This window comes from Maridesulfovibrio spiralis (SeqCode), from assembly GCF_048571135.1.
Classification (GTDB): Bacteria; Desulfobacterota; Desulfovibrionia; order Desulfovibrionales; family Desulfovibrionaceae; genus Maridesulfovibrio; species Maridesulfovibrio spiralis.
Map to the genome: position 1 here is coordinate 2,094,456 of NZ_CP182344.1, position 17,147 is coordinate 2,111,602.

At 48.8% G+C, this 17,147-nt stretch carries 13 protein-coding genes; 7 read left to right on the forward strand and 6 right to left on the reverse strand.

What is annotated here, in order from left to right; all coding sequences use genetic code 11:
• Nucleotides 1-124: 124 nt before the first annotated feature.
• The 3 genes from ACNI29_RS09375 to ACNI29_RS09385 all read left to right on the forward strand — a co-directional run bounded on the left by ACNI29_RS09375 (nt 125) and on the right by ACNI29_RS09385 (nt 5,834).
• Nucleotides 125-2,404, forward strand: coding sequence for an ATP-binding protein (locus ACNI29_RS09375; RefSeq protein WP_419781945.1), 2,280 nt, complete (start codon nt 125-127; stop codon nt 2,402-2,404).
• A gap of 252 nt (nt 2,405-2,656) precedes the next feature.
• Nucleotides 2,657-5,317, forward strand: coding sequence for a cobyric acid synthase (locus ACNI29_RS09380; RefSeq protein ID WP_419781946.1), 2,661 nt, complete (start codon nt 2,657-2,659; stop codon nt 5,315-5,317).
• 85 nt (nt 5,318-5,402) lie between these two features.
• Nucleotides 5,403-5,834, forward strand: a complete 432-nt coding sequence (locus ACNI29_RS09385) for a bacteriohemerythrin (protein WP_419781947.1) — start codon at nt 5,403-5,405, stop codon at nt 5,832-5,834.
• 98 nt (nt 5,835-5,932) lie between these two features.
• Here ACNI29_RS09385 and ACNI29_RS09390 read toward each other — a convergent pair whose 3' ends face one another.
• Nucleotides 5,933-7,462: a B12-binding domain-containing radical SAM protein gene (locus ACNI29_RS09390; protein ID WP_419781948.1), complete on the reverse strand. Its 1,530-nt coding sequence runs from the start codon at nt 7,460-7,462 to the stop codon at nt 5,933-5,935.
• Between the two features lie 205 nt (nt 7,463-7,667).
• Between ACNI29_RS09390 and ACNI29_RS09395 the strand changes: the two genes are divergently transcribed.
• Both ACNI29_RS09395 and ACNI29_RS09400 read left to right on the forward strand, forming a co-directional pair.
• On the forward strand, nt 7,668-9,194 hold the full coding sequence (locus ACNI29_RS09395) for a YifB family Mg chelatase-like AAA ATPase (protein WP_419781949.1): 1,527 nt from the start codon (nt 7,668-7,670) through the stop codon (nt 9,192-9,194).
• 140 nt (nt 9,195-9,334) lie between these two features.
• Nucleotides 9,335-10,102, forward strand: a complete 768-nt coding sequence (locus ACNI29_RS09400; protein ID WP_419781950.1) for a class I SAM-dependent methyltransferase — start codon at nt 9,335-9,337, stop codon at nt 10,100-10,102.
• A 101-nt stretch (nt 10,103-10,203) separates the two neighbouring features.
• Here the strand turns inward: ACNI29_RS09400 and ACNI29_RS09405 are convergent, their stop codons facing one another.
• From ACNI29_RS09405 to ACNI29_RS09425, 5 genes are all read right to left on the reverse strand, one after another.
• On the reverse strand, nt 10,204-10,686 hold the full coding sequence (locus ACNI29_RS09405; RefSeq protein WP_419781951.1) for a methyltransferase family protein: 483 nt from the start codon (nt 10,684-10,686) through the stop codon (nt 10,204-10,206).
• 130 nt (nt 10,687-10,816) lie between these two features.
• Nucleotides 10,817-11,590, reverse strand: coding sequence for a ParA family protein (locus ACNI29_RS09410; RefSeq protein WP_419781952.1), 774 nt, complete (start codon nt 11,588-11,590; stop codon nt 10,817-10,819).
• A gap of 219 nt (nt 11,591-11,809) precedes the next feature.
• On the reverse strand, nt 11,810-12,091 hold the full coding sequence (locus tag ACNI29_RS09415) for a DUF4911 domain-containing protein (protein WP_419781953.1): 282 nt from the start codon (nt 12,089-12,091) through the stop codon (nt 11,810-11,812).
• 10 nt (nt 12,092-12,101) lie between these two features.
• Nucleotides 12,102-13,178, reverse strand: a complete 1,077-nt coding sequence (locus ACNI29_RS09420; RefSeq protein WP_419781954.1) for a M24 family metallopeptidase — start codon at nt 13,176-13,178, stop codon at nt 12,102-12,104.
• Between the two features lie 4 nt (nt 13,179-13,182).
• The gene (locus tag ACNI29_RS09425) at nt 13,183-14,535 is read right to left on the reverse strand and encodes a protoporphyrinogen/coproporphyrinogen oxidase (protein WP_419781955.1); all 1,353 of its coding nucleotides are present in this window, start codon (nt 14,533-14,535) and stop codon (nt 13,183-13,185) included.
• A 227-nt stretch (nt 14,536-14,762) separates the two neighbouring features.
• Between ACNI29_RS09425 and ACNI29_RS09430 the strand changes: the two genes are divergently transcribed.
• Both ACNI29_RS09430 and pstC read left to right on the forward strand, forming a co-directional pair.
• Complete coding sequence (locus ACNI29_RS09430) at nt 14,763-15,581, forward strand: PstS family phosphate ABC transporter substrate-binding protein (RefSeq protein ID WP_419781956.1); 819 nt, start codon at nt 14,763-14,765, stop codon at nt 15,579-15,581.
• Nucleotides 15,582-16,193: 612 nt separating this feature from the next.
• The gene (pstC, locus tag ACNI29_RS09435) at nt 16,194-17,060 is read left to right on the forward strand and encodes a phosphate ABC transporter permease subunit PstC (protein ID WP_419782100.1); all 867 of its coding nucleotides are present in this window, start codon (nt 16,194-16,196) and stop codon (nt 17,058-17,060) included.
• The last annotated feature ends 87 nt before the right edge of the window (nt 17,061-17,147 follow it).

Here is a 17,147-nt window from a genome sequence, read left to right on the forward strand (position 1 = left end):
TTCAATGACTAATGGTCCAAGTTATAAGGCGATGTTTCTATGGTTTGGTCGTTTTGTTTAAAAAATATGCACTTGAGGTTGAAAGCAGCTGCCTATGGCTGTTAGATTGAAGTCAGGAGTCTTTATGCTTTCAACATTGCGTTTTCTTTTCGCAGCCATTTTCGGGGCTTTGGTTTTGTGTCTGCTTTCAGCGGCACAGAAAACCTATATGGGCTGGCCGTTGGCCCTTCCGTCTTTTATGGTATCTGCTGTGTTCGGTGCATTAACCGGTGGTGTTTTTTATATTTACACCGAATTCTGCCGCAAGCAACAAAGGAAAGCAGAACTGCTGAAATTAAGGGAGGATCAGTTCAATACGGTATTGTCAGCCGCCCCTATCGGCATTGGGTTGGTTGCAGATCGTGTCTTTTTGGAAGTCAGTGATTATTTTTGCGAAATGACAGGTTATGGGCGTGATGAGTTGATCGGTGTGTCCTCCCGTATTGTTTATCCCAATGATGACGAGTTTGATTATGTGACCCAGCACAAGTATTCCCAGATTAAAGAGAAAGGGTTCGGAACAGTCGAGACAAAGTTCAGGCGCAAGGATGGTAGGATTATACATGTCATTTTAAGTTCCAGACCCTTGGACGCAGAAGACTGGTCAAAGGGCGTATCATTCACGGCATTGAATATTACTAAACGCAAAGAAGCTGAAGAATCTCTTGCCAGACGTATTGTTTTTGAAAATCTTGTCAGTAACGTTGCTTCTGATTTTCTGGATGTCTCCGTGGAGCAGCTTGATGCCGGGCTGAACAGTGGCTTTGAAGCGATATGTCGTTTCACCGGGGTTGACCGGGCGTATGTTTTCCTCATGAGAAATAACTCTTCCGTCTGTGATAATAGCCATGAATGGTGCGCTGAGAATATTGAACCGCAAATTCATAATCTTCAGAATATTGAACTGAAAGAGCCTGAAACCATGCTCTGGGGGAAGCTTTGCGCAAGGCAGGTTTATCATATACCGGATGTTTCTGGTTTGCCCGATGAACTCCCGGATAAAGCGGTACTTGAATCGCAGGACATCCGTTCCGTGCTTATAGAACCCATGCACCTTAATGATCGCCTTGTCGGCTTTGTCGGGTTTGATTCGGTTCGTTCCCACCGCCACTGGTCGGACGAGGATATTGATATTCTTTCCCTGTTCAGCAAGAACATCGCACTGGTTCTGGAACGAAAGGAAAGAGAACAGGCAATCATTGCAGCAAAGTTGGAAGCAGAGGCGGCCAATATTGCAAAGTCAAAATTTCTGGCCAATATGTCACATGAAGTCCGTACCCCGCTCAACGGGATTATGGGCATGCTCCAATTAATGGATATGGAGGGTTTAACTCCCCAGCAAAGTGAGCATTATAATTTTGCCATGCAATCCTGCAAACGTCTGACCGGTCTTTTAAGCGATGTTCTTGATATTTCCATGATCGAATCCGGTCATTTGGAAATAGTTGAGGATGAATTCGATCTGAAAGATGTTTTGGATTCCGTTTACGCACTTTTTAAGCCTGTTGCTGTTCAAAAAAATCTAGAGCTTACGATTCATATGGCGGAGAATATGCCGTCTGAACTTGTAGGTGACAGCAACCGTTTGCATCAGATTCTTAACAACCTTATCGGGAATGCCCTTAAATTTACCGAGGAAGGCAGTATTCTCGTGGAAGTTTCCCCCCTGCGTAGTAGCGATCCCTACAAGTATAAGGTTTTGTTTTCTGTTTCTGATTCCGGGGTAGGGATTGCGGACGATAAGCTGGAGTCTGTTTTTAATTCTTTCAGTCAGGTCAATGCCGGCAAGGCCCGTAGTTATGAAGGGGCCGGTTTAGGGTTGGCCATTGTGAAAAAACTATTGAGATTAATGGGCGGAAGTCTCGCCGTTGCCAGTGAAGTGAATATAGGGACAGCAGTATACTTTTGTCTTGATTTTGAGCTTGTGGAGCAAAGAGCAGTTGGAGATCATGTTGCTAACGCAAAACAAAATGCGATCAAGCCGTTTAAGGTTCTCATCGCCGAAGATGAAAAGGTTAACCTGCTGGCCCTGAAGACTTTTCTGGAAAGATATGACTGCCATGTCTCAGTGGCCGGTGATGGACAGGAAGTGCTTGATAAGCTGGCTTCCAATGAAGGTGAGTTCGATTTGATCTTCATGGATATCCAGATGCCGAAGATGGGGGGGGTGGAAGTCACTTCCCGTATCCGCGCAGGCGAGGTCAGTGCGGAAAACAGTGATATCCCGATTATTGCCTGCACCGCTTACGCCATGGCCGGTGATAGGGAAGAGTTTATTTCCGCGGGCATGGACGACTATCTGTCCAAGCCGACGCAGATAGAAGATGTCGTAAGGATTTTGACAAAATTTTCAATTGTTCAATAGGTCCTTTGCTTCTATCCTTTGAACTAGGCAATCTTGGATCAATGTTACCGAAATACCGAAGTTTCTTCTTGAAATTGATAGCTTCATACTTCATTGTGCGTTCCCTGATTAAGGCCTGTATGTGAGTTTGTGCTGGTGCTGTCCGGTCTGTTTCTGTTTATCCCAAGCTTGCTGTAATACTCCTATTTGAACCCTCGCCAGTTTCCGGTTATATCTTGAATATAAATTTCCTTCATCCTACGGAGAGAGCCTATGAAGTCTTTTAATGAGCAGTCCTTAAAAGAACAACTTGCTGACATTGAAGCTGAAAAGAGGAAATACACCCACGGTGGGAATATGCGTCAGCTGGCTGATATTGCCGGATGTCCGTCTTCTGATATTGTGGACTTTTCGGCTAATATCAACCCGCTGGGACCTCCGCCGTGGTTGCAGCATGAGATAGTGAAAGCCCTTGCCGAGGTGGACCGTTATCCCGATCCTGAATGTTCCGAGCTTACCTTGGCCGCCTGTGAGAAATTTTCGGTCTGGCCGACTGAATGTGTGGCCGGGAACGGTGCTTCCGAACTTCTTTCCGCTATTGCAAGGTGTGGTGGATTCAAGCGGGCGGTTATCCCGGTTCCCTGCTATGTGGACTATGAACGGTCATGTAAGCTGGCCGGACTTAAAACCGAACAGATTCCCCTTGATCCGCAACGGGCTTTTGCGCCTGATTTTGATACCCTGTCATCCTTCTTGGCGGTGTCTCCGGCTCTTGTCTTTCTGGCCCAGCCGAACAATCCCACCGGGACCGCTTTTGATCCCGCCGAACTCAAAGCACTTGCCCGCAAGCATCCCGACTCCCGCTTTGTGATTGATGAATCCTTTGCCGATTTTGTACCGGGACTGGAACGGCTGGCCGGGCAGCGTCCGCCGAACGTGATTACAGTTGTATCCATGACCAAGTTCTATGCCATCCCCGGTCTGCGTCTGGGACTGGCCTTTGCCGCCCCGGATATCATAATGGAGATCAAGAATGTGCTGCCCTGCTGGTCGGTGAATATTCTGGCCCAGAAGGTGGGGCTGCGTTGTCTGGCGGATGATGAGTATGAGCGCAAGACCATTGAGACAACAGTTCGCCTGCGCGAAGAGTTGCAGAAGGGCATTTTGCAAGTCCCCGGTATCCGGGCTTTGCCGTCGCAAGCCAACTTCATGCTTTGTCAGGTGCAGCGGGTGGGCATGGATGCTTCCGGGCTGATCGAACACCTTCTGAAGCAGCGGGTGGCGGTTCGCCATTGTGATAACTTTGACGGGCTTGATTCTACCTATTTCCGCATTGCCGTGCGTACCGAAGAGGAGAACCGGGTATTAATTGACGGGCTGCGTTCTTTTTCCGGTATGGAAGTTTCAAATCCGCCTCAGGAAAAGACCCCGGCTCTGATGATCCAAGGGACCTGTTCCAATGCCGGGAAATCAATCCTTGCCGCCGCTTTCTGCCGCATTTTTCTACAGGACGGGTTCAAGGTCGCGCCGTTTAAAGCCCAGAACATGTCACTCAACTCCTTTGTCACTGATGACGGTCTGGAGATGGGCAGGGCGCAGGTCACTCAGGCCGCGGCTTGTAAAATGGCTCCTGACGTACGCATGAATCCGGTACTTCTGAAGCCCGGAAGTGACATCGGTTCGCAGGTTATCGTCATGGGTAAGCCGGTGGGGAATATGAAGGTCGGCAAGTACGTGGAGTATAAGCCTACGGCCTTTGAAGCGGTCAAAGAAGCATATGATTCCCTGAGCAGCGAAGCTGATATCATGGTCATCGAAGGGGCGGGCAGTCCGGCTGAAATCAACCTCAAGCAGCATGACATCGTTAACATGGCTATGGCAGATTATGCCGAAGCCAAAGTTCTGATTGCCGGGGACATTGACCGGGGCGGAGTTTTTGCTTCCCTTGCCGGGACCATGGATCTGCTGGACCCGAAAGAACGGGATATGGTCTGTGGTTTTCTGTTGAACAAGTTTCGCGGTGACGCTTCCCTGCTTACCCCAGCTTTGGATTTTACTCTTAGCCATACCGGAAAGCCGGTGCTGGGGACCATCCCATTTATCATGAATCTGGGGCTGCCGGATGAGGACTCGGTTTCATTCAAGGAAGACTTGAGGAAATCCGGCTCAACAGGAAAACTCAAAGACTGTGTAGATGTCGTCTGCATTGATCTGCCGCGCATATCAAATTTCACCGACCTTGATTCGCTAAAGGGGGAACCGGACGTTAACCTGCGGATTGTCGATAGACCCGAAGATCTCGGAAGTCCGGACGCAATTATTCTACCCGGAAGTAAATCCACACTTTCAGACCTTGCCCATCTGCGGGAATCGGGTCTGGCTGAAGCTGTTTCAGCCCTGCGTGAGAAGGCCGTTATCGTCGGTATTTGCGGCGGGTTTCAGATGCTGGGCCAGTTCATCAGTGACCCGGATGAAATTGAATCCGGCGGTTCAGCTGAAGGTTTGGGGCTGCTGCCCTTGCAGACGACCCTTGCCCCGGAGAAGACTTTGACCCGGACCGTGGGCATGCATTCCCAAAGCAAGCTGGAAGTTGTGGGTTATGAAATCCATCACGGCAAGACCGAACCGCTTCTGCCGACCGTTCGTGCAGCCATAGTTCCGCAGGGAATTACCGGAGGTGTTCCGGTATCAAAGGCACTCGGTTTCGGCTCAAAATCCGGCCTGATCTGGGGAACATACCTGCACGGTATTTTTGATGCTGACGAATTCAGACGCTGGTTTGTGGATTCACTGCGTGCGCGCAGGGGATTGCCCAAGCTTGGCAAGGTGCAGTCGGTATTCAATATGGAGGAAGGGTTGGACAGACTCGCCGCCGCAGTCCGGGAAAATGTCGATATGAAGGCTGTTTATGCTGCATTGGGGATTGGCAGGTAGCAGGGTTTTATGCTTGGTGGTTGCAACGGCTTTGCATAGTAGTGTATGCTCACTTTGTTTGCAGTGTACTTGCCGAGGGGGATTTATGGGCAGAGTTGAGTGGAACGACGGTTTAAATCTCGGGATCAAAGAAATAGACGATCAGCATAAGGAGTTGGTCGAGATGGTCAATGGCGTTTTGGAAGCCTTTGAAAGGGGCGAAAAGGATACGGCCATTGATAAACTTTTAAAGCAGTTGAAGGAGTACACGGTACACCATTTCAATGCTGAAGAAAGGTATATGGAAAAAATTGGATACCCGGATCTTGGTGAACACAGGAGAATGCACGCAGCACTTAAGCAGAGTGTGAAATCCTTGCAGGCCGCACGTTTTCATATGGAAAAGATCAGCGTGAAAGAGGTTAAAGAGCTGCTTTCTGGTTGGCTTGTGGATCATATTTTGCGGGTAGACTATAAGATTGTGAAGTTTGTGAAAGACGGAGGGGGAAAAGATTGGTCTGAAAATATTAAGGAGTAATTTCGGCGTTGTGACGGTCTGTTTTAAGAGCAAGGGTGTAGTCCTTTAGCCGCAAGACTGTATCTTTGCCGTAATATGATTACGGCAAAGATTCTGGTTTAGTAGGTATAGCTGTATAAATACCCGTAAACCTGTGGATGCCAACTAAGCGTAACCAGCGTGAACCCGAACCACATGGTCACGATTATCCAGTAGAGGATCGGGTTTCCGTCCCTGGTTATTTCTTCCAGCAAGTAGGTCTGTCTGTTCTTGAGGTCCATGATTACCCAGAGCAGGAAGAGAACTCCCCAAAGCCACGGCATATCCATTACCACTGCGGTAGCGATCAGGGCCAGTGCCAGCATGGATTTCCACTTCAAATTAGTGCTTTTCATGTTCTTGGCGAGTTTAGGCTTAGGGGGGCTGGATGTATTAGTTTTACTGGAGGTAACTTCACCACCGGAAAGCCCCGACTTTTTTTTTACCTGCTTCCAGAACCATGTGGCCCCTTCATCCAATTCCTTGGCAGTCATATTCTTAGGTTCGAAAACTGCCTGACTGCAATCGTACTTGGACCAGTCTTTGGTCAGCAGCCTGCCTTCTGCTTCCAGCCTTTTGTAAAGCGGTGTTCCTGCAAAGGGGCAAAGGATGACTGATTCCACTTCATCAATGCCGATTTCATTAACAAAGTCGACACTTTCCTGAAAAATATCCGGGGTGTGTGAATCAAAGCCGAAGATTATTGAAGAAGTGATCTTGATTCCGTATTCATGGAATTTATCAATTGCTGCGCGTACTTCTGCCGGGGAAACAAATTTCTTGCCGGAGCTGCTTAGCGCGTCTTTGGAGGGTGTTTCAATGCCGACCAGCAGCAGCTCACAACCGCTCTCAGCTGCATGGCGCAGCAACTCTTCATCCTGAGCCATTTTGATGGTCGATTCCCCGACCCACTTGATATTCAGCGGCTTGAGTGCCTTGAAAAGTTCTATGGCGTAGTCGCGATCCGCAGTGAGGTTGTCTGAATGCAGCTCGAACCATTGTGCCGGGGCTGCTTTAATTTCCTCAACAATGTTCTCAATGGGACGCAGTCTGTATTTTCCTTTGAAAAATGGTGGGATAACGCAGAATTCACATTTGTGAACACATCCGCGCGAAACCAGCACGGACCATATTCCCTTGTAGCGGGAGGCCGGGATGATATTCATGGGATAGGGGCGCAACTTGGCCATGTCCACCGGGCTGCTGCGCTGATATCTTTTTTGCAGGGTTCCGGCTTTGAAGTCTTTCAGTAATTTGGTCCAGATTCCTTCAACTTCGCCGAGCAGCAGGGCATCGGCATGCATTTCGGCTTCGTCGGGCATGAATGTCGGGTGCAGTCCGCCGAGGACGACTGTTTTACCTTTACTGCGGTATTGGTCCGCAAGTTTGTAAGCATGGACTGCATCCGGGGTATGAAAACAGATGACGATGATATCTGCGTCACTGTTCATTTTGGGATTCATGTCCTGTGTTTCATCACACATGTCCACGGTCACCCCGCGTGGCGTTGCGGCGGCAAGGGAAAAAATGTTCTGGGGTGGCGCACCCATATACTTTTTATATTCTTTGAACAGGCCGGGAGCCGATGCCTTAATGAGATAAACTTTCATTACGATGATCCTTTGCTTGGTTAAGCGGTCTGCCTCAATAGATAGTATAAATGGTGGATCGGATAATGGCAAAAATTATCATTGCCGGGATTAATCATGCGCAAAATGGACAGGAATTTTCTTTGCTTCTTGCTTTGAGGGGATAATCCATATATCTAAAAGCCGATTATAAATTTATATACCAATTTTCAGGGTTGGAAGTTCAATGATAGCAAAAGTTTCCTGCGGCGCCCTAATGGGCATTGATGCGTTTAAAGTTGATCTTGAAGTGGATTTAACCCGGCAGGGCATGCCTGCTTTCACCATGGTCGGGCTGGCCGAGGGTGCGGTTAAAGAAAGTAAGGAACGTGTGTTTTCGGCCCTCAAGAATTCAGGCTACCGTATTCCTCCTTCACGCATCACCGTAAACCTTGCCCCGGCGGATATCCGCAAGGCCGGGTCCGCTTATGACCTGCCCTTGGCGGCTTCGTTACTCGGAGCGGCAGGTGTCATTGACCAGTCCCAGCTTGAAGGCTGGTTCCTCGCCGGGGAGCTGTCTTTGTCCGGCGGAGTCAAGGCTGTTCACGGCGTGCTTCCTCTGGCCATTGAAGCGCGGCGCAAGGGAGCTAAGGGACTGATTGTCAGCCCCGAAAATGTTAATGAAGCCGCTGTAGTGGAAGGGCTTAGTGTTTACGGTGTTTCGACCCTTTCGCAATTAGTGAATTTCCTGATTGGAGAAGAGTCCTTTGAGCCTGCCATTGTGGATACTGAGCTGCTCTGGTCCGGGCGGCAGTCCTTCGGGATGGATTTTGCCGAGGTCAAAGGGCAGGAGCACGCCAAACGTGCCATTGAGATCGGCGCAGCAGGTAACCACAACCTGCTTTTCATCGGCCCTCCGGGCAGCGGAAAGACCATGCTTGCCCGGCGTATTCCTACCGTATTGCCGCCGCTTCTTTTTGAAGAAGCCTTGGAAGTGACCAAGATTTACAGCGTTTCCGGACAGCTGGAGCGAGATAAATCCCTGATGGTCACCCGTCCTTTCCGCGCTCCGCACCATACTATCTCCGATGCCGGACTTATCGGCGGCGGTGCTTATCCTAAACCCGGTGAAGTTTCCCTTGCCCACCGCGGTGTTCTGTTTCTTGATGAAATGCCGGAATTCAAAAAAAATGTACTTGAGGTACTGCGACAGCCACTTGAAGGCGGGGAAGTGACCATTTCACGTGCGGCAATGTCACTTTCATATCCGGCTGATTTCATGCTTGTAGCGGCCATGAACCCTTGTCCTTGCGGATATTCAACGGATGAGCGGCATGCCTGCACCTGTTCTGCGCAGGCAGTGAACCGTTACCGCTCCAAGCTTTCCGGTCCGCTGCTCGACCGCATTGATTTGCAGATTGAAGTTCCGGCTGTGGAATATAAAGACCTGCGGGATTCTTCCGGGCTGGATTCCGCTTCCATGCGTGCAAACATTGAACGGGTGCGGAATATTCAGGCGGAGCGTTACAAGGGAATGGATATGCTGACCAACAGTGAGCTTTCCGGTTCCTCGCTGGAGAAGTTCTGTAAAATAGGTGAAGCGGAGCATGGTTTTCTGGAACAGGCGGTACGCAGTCTGGGCCTTTCCGCCCGAGCTTATACCCGCATTCTGCGTATCTCGCGGACTATTGCGGATCTTGCCGGGGCGGAAATGATTCAGGTTGCCCATTTAGCTGAAGCCATCAATTATCGCAGTATGGACAGGCAAGGATAGTTTCTTAATTAAAAATAAGTGTACGGCTATGAGATTGTAAATGACGTTGGCGGCTGACGATTGACACCTTTCCGCTGTTGATAAGTTTTCCGGGCTGTAATATGAGCAGGGTTCTACTGGTTGTATAACGGGAGGGGTTAATGAAGCCGGTAATGAATGCCTGTACTGTACAGCAGGAACTTTGGGATCATGTTTTTACTGAATCCGAAAATTATTTCGGAGAGAATCCCAGTGTTTTTGCGCAACAAACGCTTGAGCTTTTTCGTGAAAATGATGTGCGCTCAATTATTGAGACCGGATGCGGTCAAGGGCGCGATACCTTGCTGTTTGCTGGAGAGGGGATAAAAGTCACCGCTCTGGACTACTCCATAAAAGCCCTTGATGAGATCAAGGTCAAAGCCGCTTCTTCTTCCCTCACTCCCTACGTCGACCCCCGTTGTTTTGACGTTCGCAAGCCTCTTCCTTTTGAATCTGAATCCTTTGATGCCTGTTATTCACATATGCTTTTCTGCATGGAATTGACCATGGCTGAAATTTCCTGTGCACTGAGTGAACTGCACCGTGTGCTGAAGCCGGGTGGGTTGGCTGTTTATTCTGTGCGGTCAATTTTTGACCGTCATTATCGGGCCGGGGAACATCTGGGTGAAAATCTTTACGAGGTAGGGAAGTTCGCGGTACATTTTTTCAGTGAGGAAAAACTTCGCGGACTGGCCAGCGGTTTTAAGATCAGGGCTATTGAGCGTGTAGAAGAAGGTGCGCTGCCGAGGGACTTGTTCTGCATTGTGATGGAGAAATGCTCCACCCGCTATGCGCCAACTTTTGAATCCTGCGCTGTTGGCAACAGTAGAACTGACAAAGTCCCGTTCTCAAGGAACCGGGCACATTATCACTGTCCCGGCGGGACATGATAGCCGCACCGGCGTTTCAGTTGAAGCGCGCATTATGAATTTGAATAAAAAAAAGTCTGGTCAAACGACCAGACTTTTTTGTTTCTTATGATGATTTAAATTTAAATCAATTCTTTCAGGTTCGGTACAATTGAGGGAACCCGTTTTTTGTACTCAAGATATTCTTTGCCGAATGTTTCCTCAAGCATGTTTTCCTCTTCCGGGATGTGGTGCAGGAATTTGTAGTAGGCGATTACGCTCATGCCGAAAAGCAGCCATGCCTGAGTGGCAAGCGCACTTCCGGTGAAGACGAATGCGATCCACGCAAAGTAGAGCGGGTTACGAACGATGGAAAAAGTTCCGGTGGTTTCCAGCCTTTCCTCAGCGATGGCTTTTTTCACGGTGACGCCGCTGATGAAAAGAAAAGCAATGCCGATACCGAGCAGCATGCCGCCCATGATATTAAATGCCGCGCTGGGTAAAAAAGTCATCAGGAAAATTCTTGGAAAAATCAAGGTAATGATCAACGCGGCAAGGCCGTAGATGATTGTGGGCTTGAAAATTTTCAGCCCGACTCCGAAAATAGTCATTTTACGCTCTTCCATATTTTGCTCCACTTTTTACCGTTTCAAGCAGCGTATTACAGCTGTGGTTAAATGTAAATTTTGTGTGAGTGAGTATAATTGAATAGTTCCTGCAAAAATGTCAACAAAAACTGAGAGTTGAAATGGGGTGCTATGCGAGAGTCCCGGAAGGGGCTTGAATTTTGGTTCTAGCCCTCAGCTCTTTCCACAAATCTGCGAAGGCCCGTGCTGCATCAGATTTAGGAGCAAAAGTATGGAGGGGGGCCTGCCTCATGCCCATTCTCTCTATGTCTGCGCGTGCCGGGATGTAGTTGTCGCAAAAGATCTGCGGGAAGGCTTTCTTGTTGTCCCACATGATTTTGCGGTGTCCGCTTTTGCGGCGGTCGACCATGTTGAAAAAGGGAATCAGTTCCGCACCGGGGTTGTCCATTTCTTCGAGATACATTTTTACTCGCAGAAATGTCTGCTGGGGCATGGCGGCGGGAACCACCGGCATGAAAATATAATCCACGGTGCTGAAAACAGTATCGGAAAGATTCGAAATGCTCGGCGGGCAATCGAAAATAAAAATATCATAATCCGCAGCAAAGGACTCAATAATTTTATTAAGTTTCTTGCGTGATTTCTTGCTGTCCTCCATGACCAGATCCATGTTGCGGTATTCAAAACCAGCCGGGATTGCGGAAAGATTTTCATACGGAGTAGCTTCGACCAGCGTCCTGATCATCTTTTTGTCTTTGACCAGTTTTTTTAGTTTGGCCTTTTGCAGCGGGGCTATCCCGAAATGAAAAGTTGCCGCTCCCTGTGGGTCGAGGTCCCAGATGATAGTTCTCAGCCCGTTTGCAGCACTGAGGTATGCAAAATTAACAGCAGAACTGGTTTTTCCTACACCACCTTTCATGTTGTAGCAGGCAATAGATTTCATTGGGGAATCCGTCCAGAGTATTTGATTAAAATTATTCGTTTATTATGTCTCTGTTACATTTGTATTGCGTAAATATAATTTTTTATTGAATTTATGCAGTATGGAATCTGCTGCTGCGGTTGCTGCACGGTGAAATGTCTTTTAGAGGCAGGGCATCAACGCAAGACAGCCCGGCACATTTCTGTGCCGGGCTGTCTTGATTGAGATTGCAGATTAAGTCTATGCCGGATTTGAAGGGTTGGGCAGGAATTTGATGTCAATTTCCTGCTTCAGGCCGTTCATGAATTGACGGAACTCTTTTTCCTGATGCGGACTGTAGCGCAGCAGCAGAATTCCTTTGAACCGGTCGGCAATGGTAAAAAGGGCGAGGTTGTCCACAGCCTCCATGAGAAACCTGAAGATTGCGATGTCGGAAGGCGCAATCTGGATATACATGCGGCTGGAATTCTCCGGCGGCGGGGGCAGCGGACGCGGACGTGGTTTTCTTTTTCTACGGGCCATATTTTTTGTTTTATAAAATTTTATAACCGTCTTCAGTAATCAATACCATATATTCCCAGCGGATTCCGCCCCAGTCGGGGTAGTAGAGTCCGGGTTCAATGGTGATGACCATACCCGGCTTCAGTTCACCTGAAGCAATGGGGCTTACACTTGGCGGCTCATGTGTTTCAAGGCCGATACCGTGTCCCAGCGAATGGGTAAAGTACTTTTCCACCCCGTATTTTTCAAAAACCGCACGGGCGGTATGGTAGGCGTGCTGGATGGGCAGTCCGGGACGCAGCACTTTGATGGCTTCCATCTGTGCTTCCTGAACCTGGTCGCGCACGGCGAGAAAGCGGTCTGAAGGCTTGTCGCCGACCCAGAAAGTACGGGTCTGGTCAGAGCAGTAATCGCCCATGCGTCCGCCCATATCGATGAGAACCAGCGATCCTTCAGTAAGCTTGTCGTTACCGGGGATGGCGTGGGGCAGGGCCGCATTGGTATTGATACCGACGATGCTGGGGAATGCAAGTTCGGATGCACCGTTGTTACGGAAAAGCTGCTCCACGTCCCATGCTATTTCGGCTTCGGTTCGTCCGGGCTGAAGTTTGGGCTCGAGCAGTTCGTAAACCTTATGGTTCAGGGCGCATGACTCTTCCATGAGTTTGATTTCAGTTTCATCCTTGATCAAACGCAGGTCTTCAACAAGACCGGATACGGGCTTAAGTTCGCAGAATTCATTGAGCTTTTCATGCTCGAAAATGTTAATGGATTTGGGGTCGTAGGAAATCTTTTTGATTTCATTGGATTTGAAGAATTCACGCAGGGCATCGTATTTTCGCCCGGAATAAATGAATATGTCTTCGTCATTCCAGACTTTGCGGGCTGCATCGTGATAGCGCGGGTCGGTGAGCAGGAAATCGCGCCCGTCAGGGTCAATGATAAGCCACCCGGCTGTTTCATTGCACTGGGGATCGTGAAGTTCAAAGCCGCTCAGGTAGTAGCGGTTGGCTGCGAAGCTGACCAGAAGAGGGGGATGTCCGCGGTCCTTAAGCCGTTTGCGGACATTCTCCCGCCGAAGTTCGTAGGTGGCGGTGGAAATTGTCATGTACTTAGCTGATCCTGTATGTGGTTTCCGGCTGTCCGTTAATCATCCGTTCAGCCCATTCTACGCCCTGCATCACCGAGTGGTCCATGTTTGACACTTCATATTTCCAGCCACCGAAGCGGCCACGGGAGTATATGTTCATGGATTCAAGCGCAGGCTGTAGAACTTTTAACGCTTCATCGCGTTGCAGGCAAGGGACAGGGTATCCGTAATCCACATTAATTGACCAGCGGGAGATGATATCTTTGCGGTCTTCTTCATTAATCATGCTGGTATTGACCAACCCGTCCTCCACCTCTTTGAGAATATTCTGCTGATCAATAATTTTGTCTTTTGAATAAGAAACTTCACACATGAGTGCCCGGCCTTGACCCGGTTCCGGGGTGTTGTTGGGCGAGTAGTTGTGGAAATTGGTGACCCGGTAAAAAGGATTGTCCTTTTCCGGGAAGTACATCCAGCAGCGGGAATCCGGGCGTGATGAAGACAGACCGATTCCTGCAACCACAACGCTGTTGTGCCTGAGGCTGGCTGCTGCATTGATGAGTTTTTCCGCAGGACTGACCAGCCAGCGGGAACTCAGAATGTCAATGGGGGCGGTGTTCAGCAGGAAATCATATCCGTAAACATTTCCCTCGGCGTCCGTGACGGTTTTGGCCTTGCTGTCAATTTTCACGACCTGTGAATTATATTTAATGTAAGACGCAATCGTTTCGGCAAGTTTGCGGAAGATGGTGCCGGTTCCACCTTTGAGCGGGAACTTGAATTTGTTGTTCGGCCCCCATGAGAGATGATCCTGTTCCAGCAGGATATTTTTAAGTACAGAGCGCAGGTCTACAACACTGACTCTTTCACCTATCCATGAGAAGGACATGTTTTCCGGCTTGGTGGCCCATACTTTGAAATTGTAAGGCTCCATAAAATGCTTGGCTATGCCCTTGCCGAAGGTGGAATGAATCCATTCCTGAAAGTTTCCGGGAGTCTCTTCTGAACGTTCTCCGGGCAGCAGACCGCGCACGCATTCCCATTTTTCCTGATTGGGCAGGTAGCGTATGTTGTTCTGGAACGGGTAGGGAACCCAGCTTTTGAGAAGACGCACCCATGATTCGCGCAGATGCTCGGTATAATCCCCTTTTAATACCTCTTCCACTAAATTGTCATAATATTCGTAGTGGGAAAACATGACATGTCCGCCAATATCCCAGGTAAAGCCTTTTTCGTCCTCGAAACTGGAAGCAAGGCCGCCCGGCCAGGAATTTTTTTCCAGTACAATAAAAGATTTTTCCCCAAGTTCTGAAAGCCTACGGGCCGCTCCGAGTCCCGTTGGACCCGCGCCAATTATGACATATCTGGATTTCATGGGCTTTGCTCCGTGATAAAAAATTGGATTTTTCATGTAACAGAAGCAAGCCGCATGCCATCTAGTTTTTGTCTAGAGGATTCAAGAAAAATGCACTGTAACGGATCTTTCTTTTGGGCGTAACAGGTTTGTAACCAAGTTCAGATAGACCATTGCTCAACGATAGAAAACGGACGCGGTAAATATGAACTGAGTCTGAAATTTAAAGTCCATTTTTGGAGGAAAAAATGAAAAGAATTATTGCTCTCGTCGCTGTAATGGTTATGGCATTTACAGGTTCCGCATTCGCAGGTTCCATTCAGGTTAAAGGTTCCACTACTGTACTGCCCCTGATGCAGAAAGCTGCTGAAGCTTTCATGAAAGCCAACCCCAATGTTTCCATCTCCATCTCCGGTGGCGGTTCTTCCAACGGTGCTAAAGCACTGATCGACGGCACTACCGATATCGCCATGATGTCCCGCGACATGAAAGGTGCTGAAATCCAGAAAGCTACCGACAACGGCCGCAAGCCCTTACAGTTTATCGTTGCTCTTGACTGCATCGTTCCTGTTGTAAACCCCGGCAACCCCGTTTCCAAACTTACCAAAGCTCAGCTCTGGGGAGTTTACACCGGCAAAATCACCAACTGGAAAGAGCTCGGTGGCGAAGATGCAAAGATCGTTGTTATCTCCCGTGACACTTCTTCCGGTACCTACGACTGCTGGAAGAGCAAAGTTATGAAAAAAGACGGTAAAAAACACCGTGTATTTCCCGGTGCTCTCCTTCAGGCTTCCAACGGTGCTGTTGCACAGGCTGTTTCCAAGAACAAAAAAGCCATCGGTTACGTTGGCCTTGCTTACCTGAACAAAGAACTCAAGGGTGTTGAAGTAAACGGTATTCATGCTTCCGTTGCTACTGCTAAAGACGGTTCCTACCCGATCTCTCGTGGTCTGAATCTCTACACCCCGGGTGAGCCTACCGGCGAAAGCAAAGCCCTCCTCGACTTTATGATGAGCCCTGCAGGTCAGAAGCTTGCTGCCGACACCGGTTTTATCCCTGTAAAATAGTACTAGCTACCGGAAAACCGGGTCCGAATAAATAAAACGTCCGGGGGGATTCATCTAGTCCCCCCGGAATTTCAAGTCTCCAAAGCTAACAGTTAAAATAAATTTTATATCAGGGGAAAAGTTGTGATTACGTCCCGCAATATCTGTTTACTGCTTCTTTGTCTTGCAGTCGTGTCCGGATTCTACGCATACAAGCTGGGCGTAAGAACCGAAGCTGAACAGATTTTTATTTCTTCAGCCGAAAAGGTTGCTCATAGGGGTGACTATTCCAAGAGTGCCGTAGGTGCTTTGAAGAAAGTCATGATGCTTTCCAGCCATGAAATTGCTGAGACCACAGCAGAATCCGGCCTGAGCAGGGCTGAGATAGAGCTTCGTTCCAAAGAACTCAGTGCGGAGTTAAACAGGATTTATACCCATGTGCGAACAGATGCAGAGGTGATGACCAAGGGTAAAACAGAAATTGAAATCCTGACCTCAATTAAAGCAAGTGCCGAGAATATGGTCTCTTCCAGAACCTCTGGCTGGTACGTGTTGAGCGGGGTTCTCGGTGTTGTAGGATTGGCTGTTTTGGGTCTTTCTTTCCTTTCCCTTGGCAGGCGGACTACTGAACGCATTATTCATTCCATATTTTTGATCACTGCATTCACATCTATTATGGTTCTCTTTCTGATCATGGTGTTTCTCTTTGTTGAGGGCTTGCCCATATTTAAGCATGTTTCAGTCAGTGATTTCCTCTTCGGTCATGAATGGTATCCCACCGACGAAGATGATCCCGCTTTCGGTATCTGGCCACTGATTGTCGGCTCCGGATCGGTTACCCTGCTCTCTTCCCTGATTGCCATCCCCCTCGGTGTAATGACCGCAATCTACCTTGCTGAGATTGCACCACTCAAGATCCGCAATATAATCAAGCCCGCAGTTGAGATGCTTGCAGCCCTGCCATCCGTTGTTATCGGGTTTTTCGGTATGGTTGTCGTTGCCCCCTTCCTGCAGGACACTTTTGACATTGCTGTCGGTCTTAACCTTTTTAACGCATCGGTAATGCTGGCATTCATGGCTGTTCCGACCATCACCAGCATCTCCGAAGATGCCCTCTACTCCGTGCCCACAGAACTCAAGGAAGCTTCCCTCGCGCTTGGTGCCACGCACTGGCAGTCCATTTATAAGGTTATCGTGCCCGCTTCCCTGTCCGGCATCTCCACCGGGGTTATCCTCGGCATGGCCCGGTCAATAGGTGAAACCATGGTTGTACTCATGGTTGCCGGCGGTGCGGGGCTGCTTCCCGGTTCCATCTTCGATCCGGTACGTCCCATGCCTGCATCAATTGCAGCGGAAATGGGTGAAGCTCCTTTTCATAGTGATCACTATTACGCACTTTTCGCCATTGGTATGGTGCTTTTTCTGTTCACTATGGCCTTTAACCTAATCGCGGATTATGTGGCCCATAAATATAAACAGGTGGGATCCGCTACCCTGTAACTTAAACGCACGGGATAAATAATCGGTGAAAGAAATGAATAACGCAGAAACAATAGAACAAGTGGATTCCATAATGGCAAGCAATGC